Source organism: Pseudomonas pudica (assembly GCF_015680405.1).
Classification (GTDB): domain Bacteria; phylum Pseudomonadota; class Gammaproteobacteria; order Pseudomonadales; family Pseudomonadaceae; genus Aquipseudomonas; species Aquipseudomonas pudica.
Map to the genome: position 1 here is coordinate 207,609 of NZ_JADLJS010000006.1, position 18,645 is coordinate 226,253.

The 18,645-nt window shown below is 62.5% G+C and carries 18 protein-coding genes; 15 read left to right on the forward strand and 3 right to left on the reverse strand.

Translation table 11 applies throughout. From position 1 onward, the window contains the following. Positions 1-109 precede the first annotated feature (109 nt). Both IRZ77_RS07310 and sfsA read left to right on the forward strand, forming a co-directional pair. Positions 110-1,282: a pyridoxal phosphate-dependent aminotransferase gene (locus IRZ77_RS07310; RefSeq protein ID WP_196173190.1), complete on the forward strand. Its 1,173-nt coding sequence runs from the start codon at positions 110-112 to the stop codon at positions 1,280-1,282. Continuing rightward, positions 1,282-1,998 carry a DNA/RNA nuclease SfsA gene (gene sfsA / locus IRZ77_RS07315; RefSeq protein ID WP_046613110.1) on the forward strand — a complete coding sequence of 239 codons (717 nt, stop codon included), beginning with the start codon at positions 1,282-1,284 and terminating at the stop codon, positions 1,996-1,998. Before IRZ77_RS07310 ends, sfsA begins: the two co-directional genes overlap by 1 nt. Here the strand turns inward: sfsA and IRZ77_RS07320 are convergent. Beyond that, positions 1,988-2,305 carry a Rieske (2Fe-2S) protein gene (locus IRZ77_RS07320; RefSeq protein ID WP_196173192.1) on the reverse strand — a complete coding sequence of 106 codons (318 nt, stop codon included), beginning with the start codon at positions 2,303-2,305 and terminating at the stop codon, positions 1,988-1,990. The two genes, sfsA and IRZ77_RS07320, sit on opposite strands and share 11 nt — an antisense overlap. A 148-nt stretch (positions 2,306-2,453) precedes the next feature. Between IRZ77_RS07320 and IRZ77_RS07325 the strand changes: the two genes are divergently transcribed. The 4 genes from IRZ77_RS07325 to IRZ77_RS07340 are packed head-to-tail and all read left to right on the forward strand — an operon-like array spanning position 2,454 to position 6,074. Beyond that, positions 2,454-3,338 carry a heme/hemin ABC transporter substrate-binding protein gene (locus IRZ77_RS07325; protein WP_108480740.1) on the forward strand — a complete coding sequence of 295 codons (885 nt, stop codon included), beginning with the start codon at positions 2,454-2,456 and terminating at the stop codon, positions 3,336-3,338. Beyond that, the gene (locus IRZ77_RS07330) at positions 3,335-4,372 is read left to right on the forward strand and encodes a FecCD family ABC transporter permease (protein WP_196173195.1); all 1,038 of its coding nucleotides are present in this window, start codon (positions 3,335-3,337) and stop codon (positions 4,370-4,372) included. Before IRZ77_RS07325 ends, IRZ77_RS07330 begins: the two co-directional genes overlap by 4 nt. Continuing rightward, positions 4,372-5,139 carry a heme ABC transporter ATP-binding protein gene (locus tag IRZ77_RS07335; RefSeq protein ID WP_196173197.1) on the forward strand — a complete coding sequence of 256 codons (768 nt, stop codon included), beginning with the start codon at positions 4,372-4,374 and terminating at the stop codon, positions 5,137-5,139. The genes IRZ77_RS07330 and IRZ77_RS07335 overlap by 1 nt, the downstream gene beginning before the upstream one ends. 53 nt (positions 5,140-5,192) lie before the next feature. Further along, entirely contained in the window at positions 5,193-6,074 is an 882-nt protein-coding gene (locus tag IRZ77_RS07340; protein ID WP_046613105.1) for a ChaN family lipoprotein, read from the forward strand. A gap of 177 nt (positions 6,075-6,251) precedes the next feature. Here the strand turns inward: IRZ77_RS07340 and IRZ77_RS07345 are convergent, their stop codons facing one another. Together IRZ77_RS07345 and IRZ77_RS07350 are read right to left on the reverse strand one after the other, a co-directional pair. After that, positions 6,252-6,530 (reverse strand): TfoX/Sxy family protein, encoded by a 279-nt coding sequence (locus tag IRZ77_RS07345; protein ID WP_013974260.1) that lies wholly within the window; start codon positions 6,528-6,530, stop codon positions 6,252-6,254. A 244-nt stretch (positions 6,531-6,774) separates the two neighbouring features. Next, a complete protein-coding gene (locus IRZ77_RS07350) occupies positions 6,775-8,337 on the reverse strand; it encodes a bifunctional aminoglycoside phosphotransferase/ATP-binding protein (RefSeq protein ID WP_046613104.1) in 1,563 nt (520 codons plus the stop codon). A gap of 116 nt (positions 8,338-8,453) precedes the next feature. On the opposite strand from IRZ77_RS07350, the gene mrcB reads away from it, so the two are divergent. The 9 genes from mrcB to msrQ all read left to right on the forward strand — a co-directional run bounded on the left by mrcB (position 8,454) and on the right by msrQ (position 18,317). Next, positions 8,454-10,775 carry a penicillin-binding protein 1B gene (mrcB, locus tag IRZ77_RS07355; protein WP_023661650.1) on the forward strand — a complete coding sequence of 774 codons (2,322 nt, stop codon included), beginning with the start codon at positions 8,454-8,456 and terminating at the stop codon, positions 10,773-10,775. 15 nt (positions 10,776-10,790) lie between these two features. Further along, positions 10,791-11,594, forward strand: coding sequence for a tetratricopeptide repeat protein (locus IRZ77_RS07360; RefSeq protein ID WP_046613103.1), 804 nt, complete (start codon positions 10,791-10,793; stop codon positions 11,592-11,594). Next, the gene (locus tag IRZ77_RS07365; RefSeq protein WP_031324603.1) at positions 11,594-11,926 is read left to right on the forward strand and encodes a YqcC family protein; all 333 of its coding nucleotides are present in this window, start codon (positions 11,594-11,596) and stop codon (positions 11,924-11,926) included. The genes IRZ77_RS07360 and IRZ77_RS07365 overlap by 1 nt, the downstream gene beginning before the upstream one ends. Before the next feature lie 408 nt (positions 11,927-12,334). Then, on the forward strand, positions 12,335-14,059 hold the full coding sequence (locus IRZ77_RS07370) for an acetolactate synthase 3 large subunit (RefSeq protein ID WP_046613717.1): 1,725 nt from the start codon (positions 12,335-12,337) through the stop codon (positions 14,057-14,059). 1 nt (position 14,060) lies between these two features. Beyond that, positions 14,061-14,552 carry an acetolactate synthase small subunit gene (ilvN, locus tag IRZ77_RS07375; protein ID WP_003250040.1) on the forward strand — a complete coding sequence of 164 codons (492 nt, stop codon included), beginning with the start codon at positions 14,061-14,063 and terminating at the stop codon, positions 14,550-14,552. A 57-nt stretch (positions 14,553-14,609) separates the two neighbouring features. Further along, on the forward strand, positions 14,610-15,626 hold the full coding sequence (gene ilvC, locus IRZ77_RS07380) for a ketol-acid reductoisomerase (RefSeq protein ID WP_013974255.1): 1,017 nt from the start codon (positions 14,610-14,612) through the stop codon (positions 15,624-15,626). A 150-nt stretch (positions 15,627-15,776) separates the two neighbouring features. Then, positions 15,777-16,628: a CDP-diacylglycerol--serine O-phosphatidyltransferase gene (gene pssA / locus IRZ77_RS07385; protein WP_003250045.1), complete on the forward strand. Its 852-nt coding sequence runs from the start codon at positions 15,777-15,779 to the stop codon at positions 16,626-16,628. A 79-nt stretch (positions 16,629-16,707) separates the two neighbouring features. Further along, positions 16,708-17,721: a protein-methionine-sulfoxide reductase catalytic subunit MsrP gene (msrP, locus tag IRZ77_RS07390; RefSeq protein WP_046613102.1), complete on the forward strand. Its 1,014-nt coding sequence runs from the start codon at positions 16,708-16,710 to the stop codon at positions 17,719-17,721. Further along, complete coding sequence (msrQ, locus tag IRZ77_RS07395; protein WP_046613101.1) at positions 17,721-18,317, forward strand: protein-methionine-sulfoxide reductase heme-binding subunit MsrQ; 597 nt, start codon at positions 17,721-17,723, stop codon at positions 18,315-18,317. The genes msrP and msrQ overlap by 1 nt, the downstream gene beginning before the upstream one ends. Positions 18,318-18,645 lie beyond the last annotated feature (328 nt).

An 18,645-nucleotide genomic window follows, 5' to 3' on the forward strand; every position in this document is an offset into this window, starting at 1 on the left:
CGGGGGTGCGCTACCCCGCCCGATCCAGGTAATTGACAGCGGCGCGAACCGCACGTTCGGTGGCGTGCAGAGGTAGAATCTCCAGTTTAGACCCAATTGAGAGAAGGTCATGGCCCACCCCTACAGCGCGCGCAGCCGCGCCATCGAACCCTTCCACGTCATGGCGCTGCTGGCTCGGGCCAACGAGCTGCAGGCGGCCGGGCACGATGTGATCCATCTGGAAATCGGCGAGCCGGACTTCACCACAGCCGCGCCCATCGTTGCCGCCGGTCAGGCCGCATTGGCCGCCGGGCACACCCGCTACACCGCCGCTCGCGGGCTGCCGGCGCTGCGCGAAGCCATTGCCGGTTTCTACGGCCAGCGTTATGGCCTGATTGTCGACCCTGAACGCATCCTCATCACCCCGGGTGGCTCCGGTGCGCTGCTGCTGGCCAGCAGCTTGCTGGTCGACCCAGGCAAGCACTGGCTGCTGGCCGACCCGGGCTACCCGTGCAACCGCCACTTCCTGCGCCTGGTCGAGGGCGGGGCGCAGCTGGTGCCGGTGGGCCCGGATGTGAATTATCAACTGACCGCCGGCCTTGTCGACCGCTACTGGGACAAAGGCACGGTCGGTGCCCTGGTCGCCTCGCCGGCCAACCCGACCGGCACTGTGCTGGGGCGTGACGAGCTGGCCAGCCTGTCCCGCGCCACCCGCGAACGGCATGGCCACCTGGTGGTAGACGAGATTTACCACGGGCTGACCTATGGCATGGACGCACCCAGCGTGCTGGAAGTGGACGACTCGGCATTTGTCCTGAATAGTTTTTCCAAGTATTTCGGCATGACCGGTTGGCGCCTTGGCTGGCTGGTGGCGCCTCCTGGCGCGGTGGCCGACCTGGAAAAGCTGGCACAAAACCTGTACATCAGTGCGCCAAGCATGGCCCAACATGCCGCGCTGGCGTGTTTCCAGCCCGAATCCCTGGCCATTTTCGAGGAGCGCCGCGCCGAGTTCGCCCGTCGCCGCGACTACCTGTTGCCCGCCCTGCGCGAACTGGGCTTCCGCATTGCCGTCGAGCCGCAAGGGGCTTTCTACCTTTATGCCGACATCAGTGCCTTTGGCGGTGACGCGTTCGCCTTCTGCCGGCACTTCCTGGAAACGGAGCACCTGGCCTTCACCCCGGGCCTGGACTTCGGCCGACACCTGGCCGGCCACCACGTGCGCTTTGCCTACACCCAGAGCCTGCCACGCCTGGAAGAGGCGGTGCAGCGGATTGCCCGCGGCCTGCGGAGCTGGCAAGGCTGATGCAGTTCCATCCCCCACTCGAACAGGGCCGCCTGCTGCGCCGCTACAAACGCTTTCTGGCGGATATCGAACTGCCCGGCGGCGAACAACTGACCATCCACTGCCCCAACACCGGCTCCATGCTCAACTGCATGCGTGAAGGCGGGCAGGTGTGGTTCAGCCGCTCCAACGACCCCAAGCGCAAGCTCCCGGGCACGTGGGAAATCAGCGAAACCCCGCAAGGGCGGCTGGCCTGTGTGAATACCGGGCGGGCCAATACACTGGTCGAAGAGGCTCTACATGCCGGCATCATCGTCGAACTTGCAGGCTTCAGTGCTTTAAGGCGTGAAGTGGCCTACGGCGACGAAGGTAGCCGCATCGACTTTCGCCTGGAGTTCGACGGTGCCCCGGCCTATGTCGAGGTCAAGAGCGTGACGCTGGGCTACCCAGACAGCACGGTCGCGGCCTTCCCTGATGCAGTTACCCAGCGCGGTGCCAAGCACCTGCGCGAGCTGGCGAAGCTGGCCAGGCAAGGCGTGCGGGCGGTGCAGCTGTACTGCGTGAACCTGACCGGTATCGACGCGGTGCGCCCGGCCGAGGAAATCGATGCGGCCTATGCCCAAGCCCTGCGCGCAGCGGTGGCGGAGGGGGTGGAGGTGCTGGCCTACGGCACGCGCCTGGACGCCGCTGAAGGCATCGTCATCGACCGTCGCCTGCCGGTGCTGCTTACCCCTTGAACCAGATGCCCTGGCTGTCCTCGTGGCAGCCCAGGGCCTGCAGCTGCTCGCCCTCGCACGGCCCGGCCACGCATTCGCCGCTTTCGATCAGGAACAGCGCCCCATGATGGGCGCAGTGGATCAGGCTGGCGCCGTCATCGAGAAACGCATCTTCTGCCCAGTTCAGGGGGATGCCGCGGTGGGGGCAACGGTTGCGGTAGAGGTACACCTGGCCTTGGCGGCGTACGCCGAACAGTTCGACGCCGTCTACGCTGAAGGCGCGGCTTTGGCCTTCGAGCAGACCGCGGGAGGTACAAAGGAAGTGCATGGCAAGGACGACTCGTGAAACAAGTGGTGGCTTGACGCTTCAATGCGAATAATTATCAAATGGCCCGCATTCGCTGCGCCCGGCTGCTTATGGTGCGCAGTTCCGTCGCCCGCCACAAGGCGCGCGGCCCGCCTGCAGAAGGAACCCGATGATGCGTCGTCTCGTCGCCTTGCTCGCCCTGTGCGCGAGCCTTGTGCTCCCCACCCAGGCCCTGGCGGCCGAGCTGCCGCAGCGTTGGGTCAGCGCTGGTGGTGCACTGAGCGAATGGATCAGTGCGCTGGGTGGTGAAGCGCGGTTGGTGGGGGTGGATACCACCAGCCAGCACCCACCATCGCTGAAGTCACTGCCCAGCGTCGGCTACCAGCGGCAGTTGTCTGCGGAAGGCATTCTCAGCCTGCGCCCGGATGTGCTGGTGGGCACCGAGGAAATGGGGCCGCCACCGGTACTGGCGCAAATCCGCAAGGCTGGCGTGCGGGTCGAACTGTTCTCCAGCAAGGCTGAACTGGCGGCAGTGGATGAAAACCTCAAGCACCTGGGGCAGTTGCTGGGGGCAGAACATCAGGCCGCGGTCTTGGCGTCGGGGTACCACCAGCAGCTCGATGCCTTGCAGGCCGAGGTCAGGCAGGCCCAGGCCGGGCAGAAGGCGCCAGGAGTATTGCTGCTGCTCGGGCATGCCGGTGCCAAGCCGCTGATCGCGGGGCAGGGCACCGCCGGTGACTGGCTGCTGAACCAGGCGGGTGGGCATAACCTGGCAGAACATCAGGGCTACAAGAATTTCTCCAGCGAAGCACTGGCGGCGCTGGACCCGGATGTGATCGTGTTTTCCGACCGGGCGCTGGCCGATGAGCGGGCCTTGCAGGCGTTGCTGAAAGAAAACCCCGCGCTGGCGGCCTCGCGCGCCGTGCGGGAGAAGCGTCTGGTATCGCTTGACCCGACGCTGTTGGTCGGCGGGCTCGGACCACGCCTGCCGGCAACACTCCAGTTGCTTGCCGCCACCTTCTATCCGGCTGCCAAGGCCAGCCTCGCCCAATGAAACAACGGGTCCAGCCACGCACGCTGTTCGTTTGCCTGAGCCTGTCGTGCCTCCTGGCGGTGTGGTTGTCTTTGGCCCTGGGGCCGGTCAGCCTGCCGCTGTTCGATACCCTGCGTGCCGGCCTGCGCCTGCTGGGGCTGCCTATAGCTGCTGACGGCTTGCAGCAGGCCGAGATGATCCTCGGCCAGATCCGTCTGCCACGCACCTTGCTGGGGTTGGCGGTGGGCGCGGTGCTTGCGTTGTCCGGTGTAGCGATGCAGGGGCTGTTCCGTAACCCACTGGCCGACCCCGGCCTGGTAGGGGTTGCCGCCGGGGCGGCGGTGGGCGCGGCGGTGGCCATCGTTGGTGGCAGCTGGCTGGGCGGCATGCCGGATGTGCTTGCGCCTTACCTATTGTCGCTTTGTGCATTCATCGGCGGGCTGGGCGTGACTGCGCTGGTCTATCGTCTGGGCCGACGCGACGGCCAGACCAACGTCGCCACGATGCTGCTGGCAGGTGTGGCCATGACCGCGTTGGGCGGGGCTGTCGTGGGGCTGTTCTCCTACCTGGCCGACGACGCCACGCTGCGCACGCTGACCTTCTGGAACCTGGGCAGCCTCAATGGCGCCAGTTACCAGCGACTGTGGCCGTTGCTGCTGGCGGCTGCGGGCGTGGCTGTGTGGCTGCCACGCCGGGCCAAGGCGTTGAATGCCATGCTGCTGGGTGAGTCGGAGGCACGCCACCTGGGCATTGACGTGGAGCGGCTCAAGCGCGAGCTGGTGTTCTGCACGGCGCTGGGCGTAGGTGCGGCGGTGGCGGCTGCCGGGTTGATCGGTTTCATCGGCCTGGTGGTACCGCACCTGGTGCGCCTGCTGGCCGGGCCTGATCACCGTGTGGTACTGCCAGCTTCCTTGTTGGCGGGCGGTGCGCTGATGCTGTTCGCCGATTTGGCGGCGCGGCTGCTGGTGGCGCCTGCCGAGCTGCCGATCGGCATCGTCACGGCCTTTATCGGTGCACCGTTCTTCCTGTTCCTGCTGATACGAGGGCGCAGCTGATGTTGCAAGCCGAGGGGCTGTACTTGCGGCGGGGCAGCAATGAAGTGCTGCATGACATTCATCTGCAGCTGGGCCCGGGGCAGGTGGTGGGCGTGCTCGGCCCCAACGGTGCGGGCAAGAGCAGCCTGCTGGGTGTTCTGTGTGGTGAACTGGTGCCTGATCGCGGGCAGGTGACGCTAAAGGGCAGGCCGCTGGCCGACTGGGCGGGGCAGGAACGGGCCAGGCGCCTGGCGGTATTGCCGCAGGTGTCCAGCCTGGGGTTCTCGTTCCGGGTCGAGGAAGTGGTTGGCATGGGGCGCATGCCTCATGGCACCGGGCAGCGACGCGATGCGGAAATCGTCGAGGCGGCCTTGCGGACGGCGGATGCCTGGCACCTGGTGGAGCGCAGTTACCTGGCGTTGTCTGGCGGCGAGCGGCAACGGGTGCACCTGGCTCGGGTGCTGGCGCAGTTGTGGCCGGGCGAGGCGGGTACCACGCTGCTGCTCGACGAGCCGACCTCGATGCTCGACCCATTGCACCAGCACACCACCCTGGAGGCCGTGCGCCGCTTTGCCGAGCGTGGCGCCGCGGTGCTGGTGATCCTGCATGACTTGAACCTGGCGGCGCGCTACTGTGACCGTATCCTGCTGCTGGAGCACGGGCGCTGCTATGCCTTTGCCGCACCGTCAGCAGTGCTGACGCCTGCGGCTTTGAAGGCGGTATACGGGATCGATGTGCTGGTACAGACGCACCCAGAGCGTGGGCATCCGCTGATCATCACACGCTAACGCTGGTGCGCTCCTACAAGTGCTGGTGCAGACCATGAATGGAGGTACTGCCCATGCGACATCCGCTGCTGTCCGTTTTCTCGCTGTGCCTGGTGCTGGTACTGGGTGGCTGCCAGGCCAACCTGCCACCGCTGCCCGCCTGGCAGAGCAGTGAGGGGCGCAGCCATGCCGAGCTGGGGCATATCGTCGATCTCGCCAATGGCCAGCTGATCAGCCCTGAGCAACTGGTGCAGCACCTGTCTGCCGCCCCCCGGGTGCTGGTCGGCGAGAAACACGACAACCCCGATCATCACGCACTGCAGTTGTGGCTGCTGCGCGCCCTGCAAGGCCAACGTGTGCAGGGCAGCCTGCTGCTGGAAATGCTGCAGCCCGAGCAGCAACCGCTGCTGGACAAGCTCGCGGGGCAACCTTTGCCGGCAGATTTGCCCAAGGCTCTGGCTTGGCAGGACGGCTGGGATTGGCAGATGTACGGGCCAATCGTGACTGAGGCTTTGCAGCAGCGGGTGCCTTTGCTGGCCGCCAACCTATCAACCGGCGAGATGCGCCAGGCTTATCGTCAGCCGGCCTCGTTACCTGGCGAACGCTCCAATGCGCCGGCGGTCAAGGCCGCCTTGCTGGAGCATGTACGTGCTGGGCATTGCGGGATGCTGCCAGAAAGCCAGTTGCCGGCAATGCTGGCTGTGCAGCAACAGCGCGACCGGCGCATGGCCGAGCGGTTGCTGGCTGCACCGCAGCCGGCAGTGCTGCTGGCCGGGGCTTATCACGTGCGCAAGGACTTGGGTGTGCCGTTGCACCTGGCTGACCTGCAAGCGCAGGGGGAGGGCAAGGTATTGCTTCTGGCAGAGGTCGGTGAGCAGGTTGAGGCAGGCGAGGCTGATTTTGTGTGGTACACGGCAGCGACGCCGGAGCAGGACTATTGCGCGCAACTGCGGTGACAAGGCTGCAAAAGGCAAAAAAAGACCCGGCAAATTGCCGGGTCAATAACCGTGATTAGCCTGATGAGGAGATAATCTGAGAGTCCGAACCAGGGGCTCTTAGCTTATCCAACCAGTCTCGCGACCAGTTGTGATAATCATAACGATTCTCATTTCGTCGTCAATCCTTTCCTGAGATTATTTCTGATTTTTTTGCGCAGGGCTTTTCGCATCCAGCTGTTGGTTGAGCGCCTCTTTGCGCTCCAGCGGCAAATCGTTCCAGTGCATGTCCAGCAGGGCGCCTTCAATGGCATACAACAGCACCTTCGATGCGCGGAACCCTCGTGTCTTCACGGCCTGGTACGCACCTACCGCGCCCAGGCGGCGCAGATCCGATGCACTGTGGATGCCGGCTGCATGCAGCCACTGCGCAGAGGTCTTGCCAAGGTTCTTCAGATGCTGCAATTCATCGTTCATCGAGCCTCCTTGCGATGGCTGAACGGGGATTGGGGGATAAATCGCGAGCAGGTCAGAGAGGAGTGTAGCGGGGGATGGGAAATGCGCGGCCTTTTGCCATAGGGGGCGACGAGATGTCCTGTGCCGGCCTCTTCGCGGGTAAACCCGCTTCCACAAGGTTCTCTGCAAGTCTCACGACTGACGCAGTACCTGTCCGTGGGAGTGGGTTTACCCGCGAAGAGGCCGGCACAGGAAAACGCTAACCTTACAGCCCAGGCAAGCGCTGGCGAATCTGCTCGATCACCTGGTCCATGCTCCCTGCACTCTGGGTATCGACACGGGTGCTCTGCACCAGCTCTTGTGCACTCAGCGGCTCACGGCTGGCCTCCTGGGCCTTGACCACTTCCAGGGTGGCATCCGACGGGTCGGTGTTTTCTGCCTGGCGCTGCTCCAGCCAGCTGGCGATGACCGCATCCGGTGCATGGCAGTCGAGGATCAGGAATGGCACGCCGGTCTGGCTGGCGATGTCCGCCGCGGCCTGGCGTTGATCGCGCTTGAGGTAGGTGGCATCCAGCACCACCGGGAAGCCGGCTCGCAGCACGGTCGCCGCCACCTCGTGCAAGCGCTGGTAGGTCGCGACACTGGCGTCCTGGCCATAGATGCCGGTACTCAGCTGGCCAGCGTCAGCCTGCTGCTGTTCGCCGAACAGGCGTTTGCGCTCCACATCCGAACGCACGCGGACGGCTCCCAAGGCCTCGACCATGCGCATGGCGACGTGGCTTTTGCCCACTGCCGAAACACCGTGAGTAATGGCCAGCAGGCGCGACGGGATGGCGCTGTAGCTTTCCGCCAGGTTGGCATAGTTGCGGTAGGTGCGCAGGGTGGTGGCACGCTGCACGCCATCGGCATCGGCTGGCATGCTGAACAGTGCAACCTTGGCCCGCACCAGCGCGCGGTAGGCTTTGTAGAAGTTGAGCAGTTCCAGGCCTTCGTAGTCGCCGGTCAGTTCCAGGTACTGGCTGATGAAGCGGCGGGCCAGGCATTTCAGGCCGCGGTCTTCCAGGTCCATGGCCAGGAAGCCGGTGTCGGCGTACACATCGGTCAGGCGGAACGGTTCGTTGAACTCGATGCAGTCGAAGATCACCACCTTGCCGTCGATCAGGGTGGCGTTGCCCAGGTGGATGTCACCGTGGCATTCACGGATGAAACCATTGGCCTTGCGCTTTTCCAGCAGGCCATGCAGGCGCTCGAAGCTGCTGCGTGCCCAGGCCTGCAGGGCGTCGAGTTGCTGCAGGTCGGCCTTGTCGCTGAGGAACGGGCGAATCTGCTCGAAGTTCTGTTCCACAGGCGCCATCACGCTGTCCGGCGTGCCGAGCGGGTGCTCCACCGGAACGCGTGGGGCCTGCAGGTGGAACTCGGCGATCTGCCGGGCCATCTGGTCGATGTGCGCGGCATTCAGTTCGCCATTGGCCTGCAGGGTGTTGAGCATCTGCCCCTGGGGGAACTGGCGCATCTTCAGCACGTACTCGATGGCTTCGCCTTCACCACCGATCTGCGGCGCGTCGACGCTACCGGTGATCGGCAACACTTCCAGGTACAGGCCGTCGGTCAGGCGCTGGTTCAGGCGCAATTCTTCGTTACAGAAATGCCGGCGCTGGTCCAGGCCGGTGAAGTCGAGGAAGCCGAAGTTCATCGGCTTCTTGATCTTGTAGGCATACTCGCCAGTGAGCAGGACCCAGGAGATATGCGTCTCGATGAGCTGGAACCCATCCACGGGGTGAGGGTACAGGGCGGGGTTCTGCAACGCAGTGATAAGGGCTTGGCTCACGGGAAATCCTTCCGGGGGCAGGGAATTCGAATGCGCCATTATGGTCAATGGTGCCGTCCCTGCCTACCGCCGGGGGCGTCTGCCCAGCCTTTATAAAGTGCGTATAATCCGCCGCCATGACCCGAACCCGAAATCCCCGTACCCCTCAGAAACGCCCGACCGGCCGCTCCCGCGCCTGGCTGGGCTGGGCTTTGAAGCTCAGCCTGGTCGGCCTGGTGATCGTCGCCGGCTTCGCGGTTTACCTCGATGCCGTTGTCCAGGAAAAGTTTTCCGGCAAGCGCTGGACCATCCCGGCCAAGGTGTATGCCCGGCCGCTGGAGCTGTTCACCGGCCAGAAGCTGAGCAAGAACGACTTCCTCACCGAGCTGGACGCCCTCGGCTACCGGCGTGAAAGCGCGGCCAACGGCCCGGGCGCGGCGGCAGTCAACGGCAATACCGTCGAGCTCAATACCCGTGGCTTCCAGTTCTACGAGGGCATGGAGCCGGCGCAGTTCGTGCGTGTGCGCTTCTCTGGCGATTATGTGGCGGGCCTTTCCGGCGCCAACGGCAAGACGCTCGATGTAGTGCGCCTGGAGCCGCTGATGATCGGCGGCATCTACCCGAAAAACCTCGAAGACCGCATCCTGATCAAGATCGACCAGGTGCCGCCGTACCTGCTCGAAACCCTGGTGGCGACGGAAGACCGTGATTTCTACAGCCACTTCGGGGTGTCGCCCAAGTCCATCGCCCGAGCCATGTGGGTCAATACCTCGGCAGGTTCCATGCGCCAGGGTGGCAGCACCCTGACCCAGCAGTTGGTGAAGAACTTCTACCTCACCAGCGAGCGCAGCCTCAGCCGCAAGCTGACCGAGGCGATGATGGCCGTATTGCTGGAACTGCACTACGACAAGCGCGAGATCCTCGAGGCCTACCTCAACGAGGTGTTCGTCGGCCAGGATGGTCAGCGTGCGGTGCACGGCTTCGGCCTCGCCAGCCAGTTCTTCTTCAGCCAACCGCTGTCGGAGCTGAAATTGCACCAGATCGCTCTGCTGGTGGGCATGGTCAAGGGGCCCTCCTACTACAACCCGCGTCGCTATCCGGACCGCGCCCTGGCCCGCCGCAACCTGGTGCTCGACCTGGTGGCCGAGCAGGGCGTGGCCAGCCAGGCAGAAGTCGATGCAGCGAAGAAGATGCCGCTGGGCGTGACCAAGCGCGGCAGCCTGGCAGACAGCTCATTCCCGGCCTTCCTCGACCTGGTCAAGCGTCAGCTGCGCCAGGACTACCGCGATGAAGACTTGACCGAAGAAGGCCTGCGCATCTTCACCAGCTTCGACCCGATCCTGCAGATGAAGGCCGAAACCTCGATGAGCGAGACCTTCAAGCGCCTCGCGGGGCGCAAGGGGGCGGACGAGGTTGAGTCGGCGATGGTCGTGACCAATCCGGAAACCGGTGAGGTGCAGGCGCTGATCGGCAGCCGCCAGGCCGGCTTCGCCGGCTTCAACCGCGCCATTGATGCCGTGCGGCCGATCGGTTCGCTGGTCAAGCCGGCGGTGTACCTGACCGCGCTGGAACAACCGACCAAGTACACCTTGACCAGTTGGGTGCAGGACGAGCCGTTCTCGGTCAAAGGTGCCGACGGCCAGGTCTGGCGCCCGCAGAACTACGATCGTCGCCCGCATGGCACCATCTACCTGTACCAGGGGCTGGCCAACTCCTACAACCTGTCGACTGCCAAGATCGGCCTGGAAGTGGGTGTGCCTAACGTGATCAAGACCATTGGCCGGCTGGGGGTGAATGTCGACTGGCCAGCCTTCCCGGCCATGCTGCTGGGTGCCGGTGGCATGTCGCCGATGCAGGTCGCAACCATGTACCAGACCATCGCCAATGGCGGCTTCAACACCCCGATGCGCGGTATCCGCAGCGTGCTCACCGCCGAGGGCGAGCCGCTCAAGCGCTACCCGTTCCAGATCCAGCAAACCTTCGACCCGGGGGCCATCTACCTGGTGCAGAACGCCATGCAGCGGGTGATGCGCGAAGGTACCGGCCGCTCGGTGTACAACACTTTGCCGCGCAATCTCACCCTGGCGGGCAAGACCGGTACCAGTAACGATTCGCGCGATAGCTGGTTCTCCGGCTTCAGCCAGGACCTGCTGGCCGTTGTATGGATGGGGCGTGACGATAACGGCAAGACGCCATTCACCGGTGCCACCGGTGCCTTGCAGGTGTGGACCAGCTTCATGAAGAAGGCCGACCCGCTGCCGCTGGACATGCCGCAACCGGACAACGTGGTGCAGGCCTGGATCGACCCGTACAGTGGCCACGGGTCTGATGGCAGCTGTCCGGGAGCGGTGCAGATGCCGTATATTCGCGGCAGTGAACCGCCCGCCGGCGCGACCTGTGGCGGTGAGCAGGATCCAGTTGAATCGGTCATGGACTGGGTCAAGGGCTGGATGAATTAAGCACAGGCTGCATTGATGAGGTGTGACGTGAACAAGTGGCTGTTTCCTGCCGTGACGGCGCTGGCGGTGCTCCAGGGGTGCGCCAGCGTCCCGCGTGGCAATATTCCGGTGGTCGACTCGAGCACCCGCGTGTCCAACAGCGAACGCGTGACGGCCAACCGCTCTGCGGGTGGCTATAGCGCGGGCACCGCACAGGCGCAAACGCTGCCTGAAGACTCCGGCGTCACCGTGATGATCCCGCAGGGCGCTGGCGCCTCGGGCATTCAGACATTCCCGGCGGCCAATGGCGCAGCGCCGATCAGCACCTCCCCGATCACTCCGGGGCCGATCACCACAGGGCCTGTCACTTCGGCACCGATGACCACCAACCCCAACCCGATCGCCGACGAACCTTTCGATATCGCGGCGATGAACAGTGCCCCGCAAACCACCAGCGCACCAACTGGTATACCGCGTAGCAGCGCAGCTGCAGGTGGCTTGTCGGCCGACGAGCAGCTGGACGGCCCGGTGCTGGCGCTGCTGACCACCGCGAAAACCCAGCAGGGCAGTGGTGACTTCAACGGTGCCGCCTCGAGCCTGGAGCGTGCCCAGCGCATTGCCCCGCGCGAGCCGCAGGTGCTTTACCGCCTGGCCCAGGTGCGTCTTTCGCAAGGCGATGCGCCGCAGGCCGAGCAGTTGGCGCGTCGTGCCCTGACTTACGCCAACGGCCGTCCGAGCCTTCAGGCCGAGCTGTGGAACACCATTGCCCAGGCCCGCGAAAAGCAGGGTGACAGCGCTGGTGCAGCACTGGCCCGGCAAAAGGCACGGGTCAATTCGTGATGATCGAGCAGCGCATTCTGGATGTTGCCGACCACCTGCTGTTGATCGAGCGTGAGCTGCAAGTGCAAGGCTGGTGGGATGACGAGCCGCCAAGCGACGAGGCACTGGCCAGTACGGTGCCTTTTGCAGTCGACACCCTCAGTTTCGAGCAGTGGTTGCAATGGATCTTCCTGCCGCGCATGAAGATCATCATCGAGCTGGGCCATCCGCTGCCCAATGCATCAGGCATCCTTGTAATGGCCGAAACCGTGTTTACCGACCGGCCAGAGCAAAGTCGTGAGCTACGGCGCCTGTTGGCAGCATTTGACCAATTGATTGCTCCTTCCGCCTGATTTCTTCAGTTTTTCCTCCAAGGGCCGCAGATTGTGGCCCTTTTTTGTGGAAATCTTATTTATTCTGCTGCTGAAGCGATTTTTAGTGGTGGCAGGAATTCATCTTGGGGAAAAATTGGCAATAATTTTTCTTGACTTGTTGGCGCCGAATCAGAAGAATCCAATCTCCGCTGTAGAGGGACTGCCAGAAGCAGACCCGCTAAGCAGATCATGAGGCGCACACCCGCGCCGACCTGTTACACCCCGCAACGCGTTACCTCGCGCTGGGTGGGAAAACCCCGCAACACTCTGGGGTGCTCCCAATACTTGCTCAGTCAGTGCTGACGTTCGCTCATGCTCTGCTTGGCAGTAAACCTATTAAGACCCGTCCAGTGAGGGCGGTATTCTGGCGTTTTAGAGGTGAACAACGTGGAGCTTTTATCTGGCGCTGAGATGGTCGTCCGCTTCTTGCGTGACGAAGGCGTTAAGCACATCTACGGGTACCCTGGTGGTGCTCTCCTGCATGTTTACGACGCGCTGTTCAAGGAACCGGAAGTCGAGCACATCCTGGTTCGTCATGAGCAGGCAGCTACCCATATGGCGGACGGCTACGCCCGCGCCACCGGCAAGGCCGGTGTGGTGCTGGTGACCTCCGGCCCGGGCGCGACCAATGCCATTACCGGTATTGCCACCGCCTACATGGATTCGATTCCGATGGTCATCCTGTCCGGCCAGGTGCCTAGCACCATGGTTGGCACCGATGCCTTCCAGGAAACCGATATGATCGGTATTTCGCGGCCGATCGTGAAGCACAGCTTCATGATCAAACATGCCAGCGAAATCCCCGAAGTTCTGAAAAAAGCATTCTACCTGGCGCAATCCGGTCGCCCAGGTCCGGTCGTGGTCGACATTCCAAAAGATATGACCAACCCGGCCGAGAAGTTCGAATACGTCTACCCGAAAAAGGTCAAGCTGCGCTCCTACAGCCCGGCGGTACGTGGCCACTCCGGCCAGATCCGCAAGGCTGCCGAGATGCTGCTGGCGGCCAAGCGCCCGATCGTCTACTCCGGTGGCGGCGTGATCCTCGGTGGTGGCTCCGAAGCCCTGACCGAAATCGCCAAGTCGCTGAACCTGCCGGTCACCAATACCCTGATGGGGCTGGGGGGCTTCCCGGGTACCGACCGCCAGTTCCTCGGCATGCTCGGCATGCACGGCAGCTTCACTGCCAACATGGCCATGCACCATGCCGACGTCATCTTCGCCGTCGGTGCCCGTTTTGACGATCGCGTGGTCAACGGCCCGGCCAAGTTCTGCCCGAACGCCAAGATCATCCATATCGACATCGATCCGGCGTCGATCTCCAAGATGATCAAGGCCGACGTACCGATCGTCGGGCCTGTCGACAGCGTGCTCAGCGAAATGCTTGGCATCCTCAAGGAAATCGGCGAGCAGCCTGACAAGGTGGCGCTGGATGCCTGGTGGAAGCAGATCGACGAATGGCGTGGCAATGGCGAGCTGTTCCCTTACGACAAGGGTGACGGCAATGTCATCAAGCCGCAGAAAGTCATCGAGACCCTGTGCGAAGTGACCAATGGCGATGCCTTCGTCACCTCCGACGTGGGCCAGCACCAGATGTTCGCGGCGCAGTACTACCGCTTCAACAAGCCGAACCGCTGGATCAACTCCGGTGGTCTGGGCACCATGGGCTTCGGCTTCCCGGCGGCGATGGGCGTCAAGCTCAACTTCCCGGACCAGGACGTGGCCTGCGTGACCGGCGAAGGCAGCATCCAGATGAACATCCAGGAGCTGTCCACCTGCATGCAGTACGGCCTGCCGGTGAAGATCGTCAACCTGAACAACGGTGTGTTGGGCATGGTCCGCCAGTGGCAGGACATGGCCTACAACGGTCGTCACTCGCACTCGTACGTCGAGTCGCTGCCTGACTTCATCAAGCTGGCCGAGGCCTATGGCCATGTGGGTATCCGCATCACCAGCCTGAAGGACCTCAAGCCGAAGCTGGAAGAAGCGTTTGCGATGAAGGACCGCCTGGTGTTCATCGACATCGCGGTTGACCGCAGTGAGCACGTCTATCCGATGCAGATCAAGGATGGCTCGATGCGTGACATGTGGCTGAGCAAGACGGAGCGTACCTGATATGCGGCACATCATTTCCCTGCTGCTGGAAAACGAACCAGGTGCGTTGTCCCGCGTGGTCGGCCTGTTCTCCCAGCGTAACTACAACATTGAAAGCCTGACCGTGGCGCCGACCGAAGACCCGACCCTGTCGCGTCTGACGCTGACCACTGTTGGCCATGACGAAGTGATCGAACAGATCACCAAGAACCTGAACAAGCTGGTCGAAGTGGTCAAGCTCGTCGACCTGTCGGAAAGCGCTCACATCGAGCGTGAACTGATGCTGGTCAAGGTCAAGGCCACCGGTGCCCAGCGCGCCGAGATCAAGCGCACCACGGATATCTTCCGTGGCCAGATCGTCGATGTGACTGCCAGCGTGTACACCGTGCAGCTGAGCGGCACCAGCGACAAACTGGACAGCTTCATCCAGGCGATCGGCACTGCATCGATTCTCGAAACCGTGCGCAGCGGCGTTACCGGCATTGCCCGTGGCGACAAAGTGCTCAGCATCTAAATTCAAAAAAATTAGCGATGGCTCCGCAGGGGCCGAGATATAACCAGGGGTATTTTCATGAAAGTTTTCTACGATAAAGACTGCGACCTTTCCATCATCCAGGGTAAGAAAGTCGCCATCATCGGTTACGGTTCCCAGGGCCACGCTCAGGCGTGCAACCTGAAGGACTCCGGTGTAGATGTCACCATCGGTCTGCGTAAAGGTTCGGCCACCGTTGCCAAGGCAGAAGCCCATGGCCTGAAAGTGACCGACGTTGCCTCTGCCGTCGCTGCTGCCGACCTGGTCATGATCCTGACCCCGGACGAGTTCCAAGGCCAACTGTACAAGCAGGAAATCGAGCCGAACATCAAGAAGGGCGCTACCCTGGCCTTCTCCCACGGTTTCTCGATCCACTACAACCAGGTTGTTCCACGTGCCGACCTCGACGTGATCATGATCGCGCCGAAGGCCCCGGGCCACACCGTTCGCTCCGAGTTCGTCAAGGGCGGCGGTATCCCTGACCTGATCGCCATTTACCAGGATGCCTCCGGCAACGCCAAGAATGTTGCCCTGTCGTACGCTTCGGGCGTAGGCGGCGGCCGTACCGGCATCATCGAAACCACCTTCAAGGACGAGACCGAAACCGACCTGTTCGGTGAGCAGGCTGTTCTGTGCGGCGGTACCGTAGAGCTGGTCAAGGCCGGTTTCGAAACCCTGGTCGAAGCTGGCTACGCGCCGGAAATGGCCTACTTCGAGTGCCTGCACGAACTGAAGCTGATCGTTGACCTCATGTACGAAGGCGGCATCGCCAACATGAACTACTCGATCTCCAACAACGCCGAGTACGGTGAGTATGTAACCGGTCCGGAAGTCATCAACGAAGAATCCCGCAAGGCCATGCGCAACGCCCTGAAGCGCATCCAGGACGGCGAGTACGCGAAGATGTTCATCTCCGAAGGTGCTACCAACTATCCATCGATGACTGCCAAGCGTCGCAACAACGCCGCTCACGGCATCGAAATCATCGGTGAGCAACTGCGCTCGATGATGCCGTGGATCTCGGCTAACAAAATCGTCGACAAGACCAAGAACTAAGTCTTGTCGAAAGATGAAAAACGCGGCTTCGGCCGCGTTTTTTCGTTCTGACAGTCCGCTTCTGGTATAAAGCAGACCAGTGGCCTGCCGTCAGAACCTGTTTTGCAGGCCCGTGTCGAACATTTTCCATCCTGTTGCAAGGTACCCTCCATGAGCGAACGTCCCGAAGAGCCGAACAAGCCCTCCGACGCCGAAAGCCTGCTACCTGTCGATGAGCACGTTGAAGAAGGGCATGACGCCGAAGGGCGCAAGGTGCGCCATCGTGGCATCTACCTGCTGCCCAACCTGTTTACCACCGCCAACCTGTTTGCCGGTTTCTATTCCATCATCAGCTCGATGAGCGCACAGAGCGCACTGAGCGCCGGTGACCCGCGCGAGGCGAGCAAGTACTTTGCCTTTGCTGCCATCGCCATCTTCGTGGCCATGGTGCTCGACGGCCTCGATGGTCGTGTCGCGCGCATGACCAACACCCAGAGCGCCTTTGGTGCCGAGTACGACTCGCTGTCGGACATGGTCGCCTTCGGTGTGGCTCCGGCCTTGCTGGCCTTTGGCTGGGCGCTGGGCGACATGGGCAAGGTCGGCTGGATGGTCGCCTTCATCTATGTGGCCGGTGCAGCACTGCGTCTGGCACGCTTCAATACCCAGGTCGGCACCGCTGACAAGCGCTACTTCATCGGCCTGGCCAGCCCAGCTGCCGCGGGCGTGGTCGCGGGTACCGTGTGGGCGTTCAGTGACTACGGCATCCAGGGCTCCAAGCTGTCGTTCCTGGTGGCGCTGCTGGTGGCTGCTGCCGGCATGCTGATGGTCAGCAACATCAAGTACAACAGCTTCAAGGAGCTGGACCTCAAGGGTCGTGTGCCGTTCGTGGCTATCCTGGCCGTGGTGCTTGTGTTTGCCGTGGTGTTCAGCGACCCGCCGCGTATCCTGCTGCTGATCTTCCTCGCCTATGCGGCTTCGGGGCCGATCCAGTTCCTGCTCAAGGCACGCCGTCGCAAAGCGTGACAATCATTTAATGCAGGAATAACCCGCCGGCTCCATAGTCTTACTGGTACATCCGTTATCCAGTGCTGTGGAGCCGCTCATGCTCATCAAGCTTTCCAGGTCTTCCGAGTGCAAGGCATCGGAGATCACCCCCGAAGGCATCTACCTCTCCCGTCGTACCCTGCTGGGTGGCTCGTTGGCCGGCCTGGCGCTGGGCGCCTTGCCGAGCATGGCGCGCGCAGCTGAAACCAGCCGTTACGCCGATGTCGAAGCTGGCAGGGCGCCTGGCTGGTTCAGTGAAAAACTCGCGGCCACCCGATGGCAGGCAGTAACGGTCCAGGGTGAGACAATCACGCCGTTCAAGGATGCCACCCACTACAACAACTTCTACGAGTTCGGGCCCGACAAGGGCGACCCGGCGGCCAAGGGCGATAGCCTGAAAACCGAACCGTGGAGCGTTGTGGTCGATGGCGAGGTGGGTAAGCCCGGGCGCTATGCACTGGAAGACTTCGTCAAACCGTACCAGCTAGAGGAGCGCATCTACCGGCTGCGTTGCGTGGAGGCGTGGTCGATGGTCATTCCGTGGCTGGGCTTCCCGTTGGCGCAGTTGCTCAAGCAGGTAGAGCCGACGTCCAAGGCGCGCTATGTGCGCTTCGAAACCCTGAAAGACCCGGAGCACATGCCGGGGCAGCGTTCGGGGTTCGCCCTGATCGACTGGCCTTATAGGGAAGGCTTGCGTCTGGATGAGGCGATGCATCCTTTGGCGATCCTGGCGGTTGGCATGTATGGCCGGGAGCTGCCCAACCAGAATGGCGCGCCGTTGCGGCTGGTGGTGCCGTGGAAGTATGGTTTCAAGAGCATCAAGTCGATCGTGCGTATCAGCCTGGTGACGGAGCAACCCGGCACCACCTGGGAAGGGCTGGCGCCGGATGAATATGGGTTCTATGCCAATGTGAACCCGACGGTCGACCACCCCCGTTGGAGTCAGGCGCGTGAGCGGCGGCTGCCCAGCGGGCTGTTCAGTCCCAATGTGCGAGAAACCCAGATGTTCAATGGCTATGCCGATGAAGTGGCGTCGCTGTATACCGGGCTTGATCTGCGGAAGAACTATTGATGCGTTACCCCTGGTTTCGCCTGGCCATCTTCATCGTGGGGTGCCTGTTCCCGGCCTGGTGGTTGTATGAGGCGGCGATGAATCTGCTAGGGCCTGATCCTGGAAAGATCATGATGGACCGGCTTGGGCTCGGGGCGCTGACCTTCCTGCTGGTTACCTTGGGCATGACGCCGCTGCAGAAGCTGACGGGATGGTCGGGTTGGATCGTGGTGCGCCGGCAACTGGGGTTGTGGGTGTTCGCCTATATCGTGCTGCACATCCTGGCTTACCTGTTCTTTATCCTTGGGCTGGACTGGGGGCAGTTGGCGGTGGAGTTGCGCAAGCGGCCTTACATTATTGTGGGGGCGCTTGGGTTTCTTGGGTTGCTGGCCCTGGCCGTTACCTCGAATCGGTATAGCCAGCGGCGGTTGGGGGCGCGTTGGAAGAAGCTACATCGGTTGGTGTACGTGATACTTGGGTTGGGGTTGCTGCATTTCTTGTGGATCGTGCGCTCGGATCTGCGGGAGTGGGCGATCTATGCGGGTATTGGGGCTGTGTTGATGGTGTTGCGGGTTCCTGCTGTTGCGCGGGTGCTGCCCAGAATTGGCCGGAGATAGGGGAGGGGGCAAGGGCCTGTGCGGCGCTCGATCTCACAGGCGCAGAAGGTGTTGTGGCGAGCACCTGGTAGCCTTGATAAGGTCTTCGCCTGGAACATTTCAAATAAATGAAATTAAAGGTTGACGCCCTCTCGGATCCCCTTATAATGCGCCCCACTTCCAGCGACATCGGAACGACAAACTTCTTGAAATTCAATAAGTTAGGTTGTTCGGAAAGAGCTGAAAGGGCTACGATCAAATGATCGCCAGCGGTTGAGATGATGGTTGACAGCGCTTCTAAACGCTGTATGATTCGCCTCCCGCTACGAGAGATCGCAGCGAGTCAAGT

Excerpts from the sequence above, each read along its gene's own strand:
- IRZ77_RS07310 (WP_196173190.1), top strand. The coding sequence starts at position 110 with ATGGCCCACCCCTACAGCGCGCGCAGCCGCGCCATCGAACCCTTCCAC.
- pssA (WP_003250045.1), top strand. The coding sequence starts at position 15,777 with ATGAGCGAACGTCCCGAAGAGCCGAACAAGCCCTCCGACGCCGAAAGC.
- IRZ77_RS07360 (WP_046613103.1), top strand. The coding sequence starts at position 10,791 with ATGAGGTGTGACGTGAACAAGTGGCTGTTTCCTGCCGTGACGGCGCTG.
- mrcB (WP_023661650.1), top strand. The coding sequence starts at position 8,454 with ATGACCCGAACCCGAAATCCCCGTACCCCTCAGAAACGCCCGACCGGC.
- msrQ (WP_046613101.1), top strand. The coding sequence starts at position 17,721 with ATGCGTTACCCCTGGTTTCGCCTGGCCATCTTCATCGTGGGGTGCCTG.
- sfsA (WP_046613110.1), top strand. The coding sequence starts at position 1,282 with ATGCAGTTCCATCCCCCACTCGAACAGGGCCGCCTGCTGCGCCGCTAC.
- IRZ77_RS07345 (WP_013974260.1), bottom strand. The coding sequence starts at position 6,530 with ATGAACGATGAATTGCAGCATCTGAAGAACCTTGGCAAGACCTCTGCG.
- IRZ77_RS07335 (WP_196173197.1), top strand. The coding sequence starts at position 4,372 with ATGTTGCAAGCCGAGGGGCTGTACTTGCGGCGGGGCAGCAATGAAGTG.
- ilvC (WP_013974255.1), top strand. The coding sequence starts at position 14,610 with ATGAAAGTTTTCTACGATAAAGACTGCGACCTTTCCATCATCCAGGGT.
- IRZ77_RS07340 (WP_046613105.1), top strand. The coding sequence starts at position 5,193 with ATGCGACATCCGCTGCTGTCCGTTTTCTCGCTGTGCCTGGTGCTGGTA.
- msrP (WP_046613102.1), top strand. The coding sequence starts at position 16,708 with ATGCTCATCAAGCTTTCCAGGTCTTCCGAGTGCAAGGCATCGGAGATC.
- IRZ77_RS07330 (WP_196173195.1), top strand. The coding sequence starts at position 3,335 with ATGAAACAACGGGTCCAGCCACGCACGCTGTTCGTTTGCCTGAGCCTG.
- IRZ77_RS07365 (WP_031324603.1), top strand. The coding sequence starts at position 11,594 with ATGATCGAGCAGCGCATTCTGGATGTTGCCGACCACCTGCTGTTGATC.
- IRZ77_RS07325 (WP_108480740.1), top strand. The coding sequence starts at position 2,454 with ATGATGCGTCGTCTCGTCGCCTTGCTCGCCCTGTGCGCGAGCCTTGTG.
- ilvN (WP_003250040.1), top strand. The coding sequence starts at position 14,061 with ATGCGGCACATCATTTCCCTGCTGCTGGAAAACGAACCAGGTGCGTTG.
- IRZ77_RS07320 (WP_196173192.1), bottom strand. The coding sequence starts at position 2,305 with ATGCACTTCCTTTGTACCTCCCGCGGTCTGCTCGAAGGCCAAAGCCGC.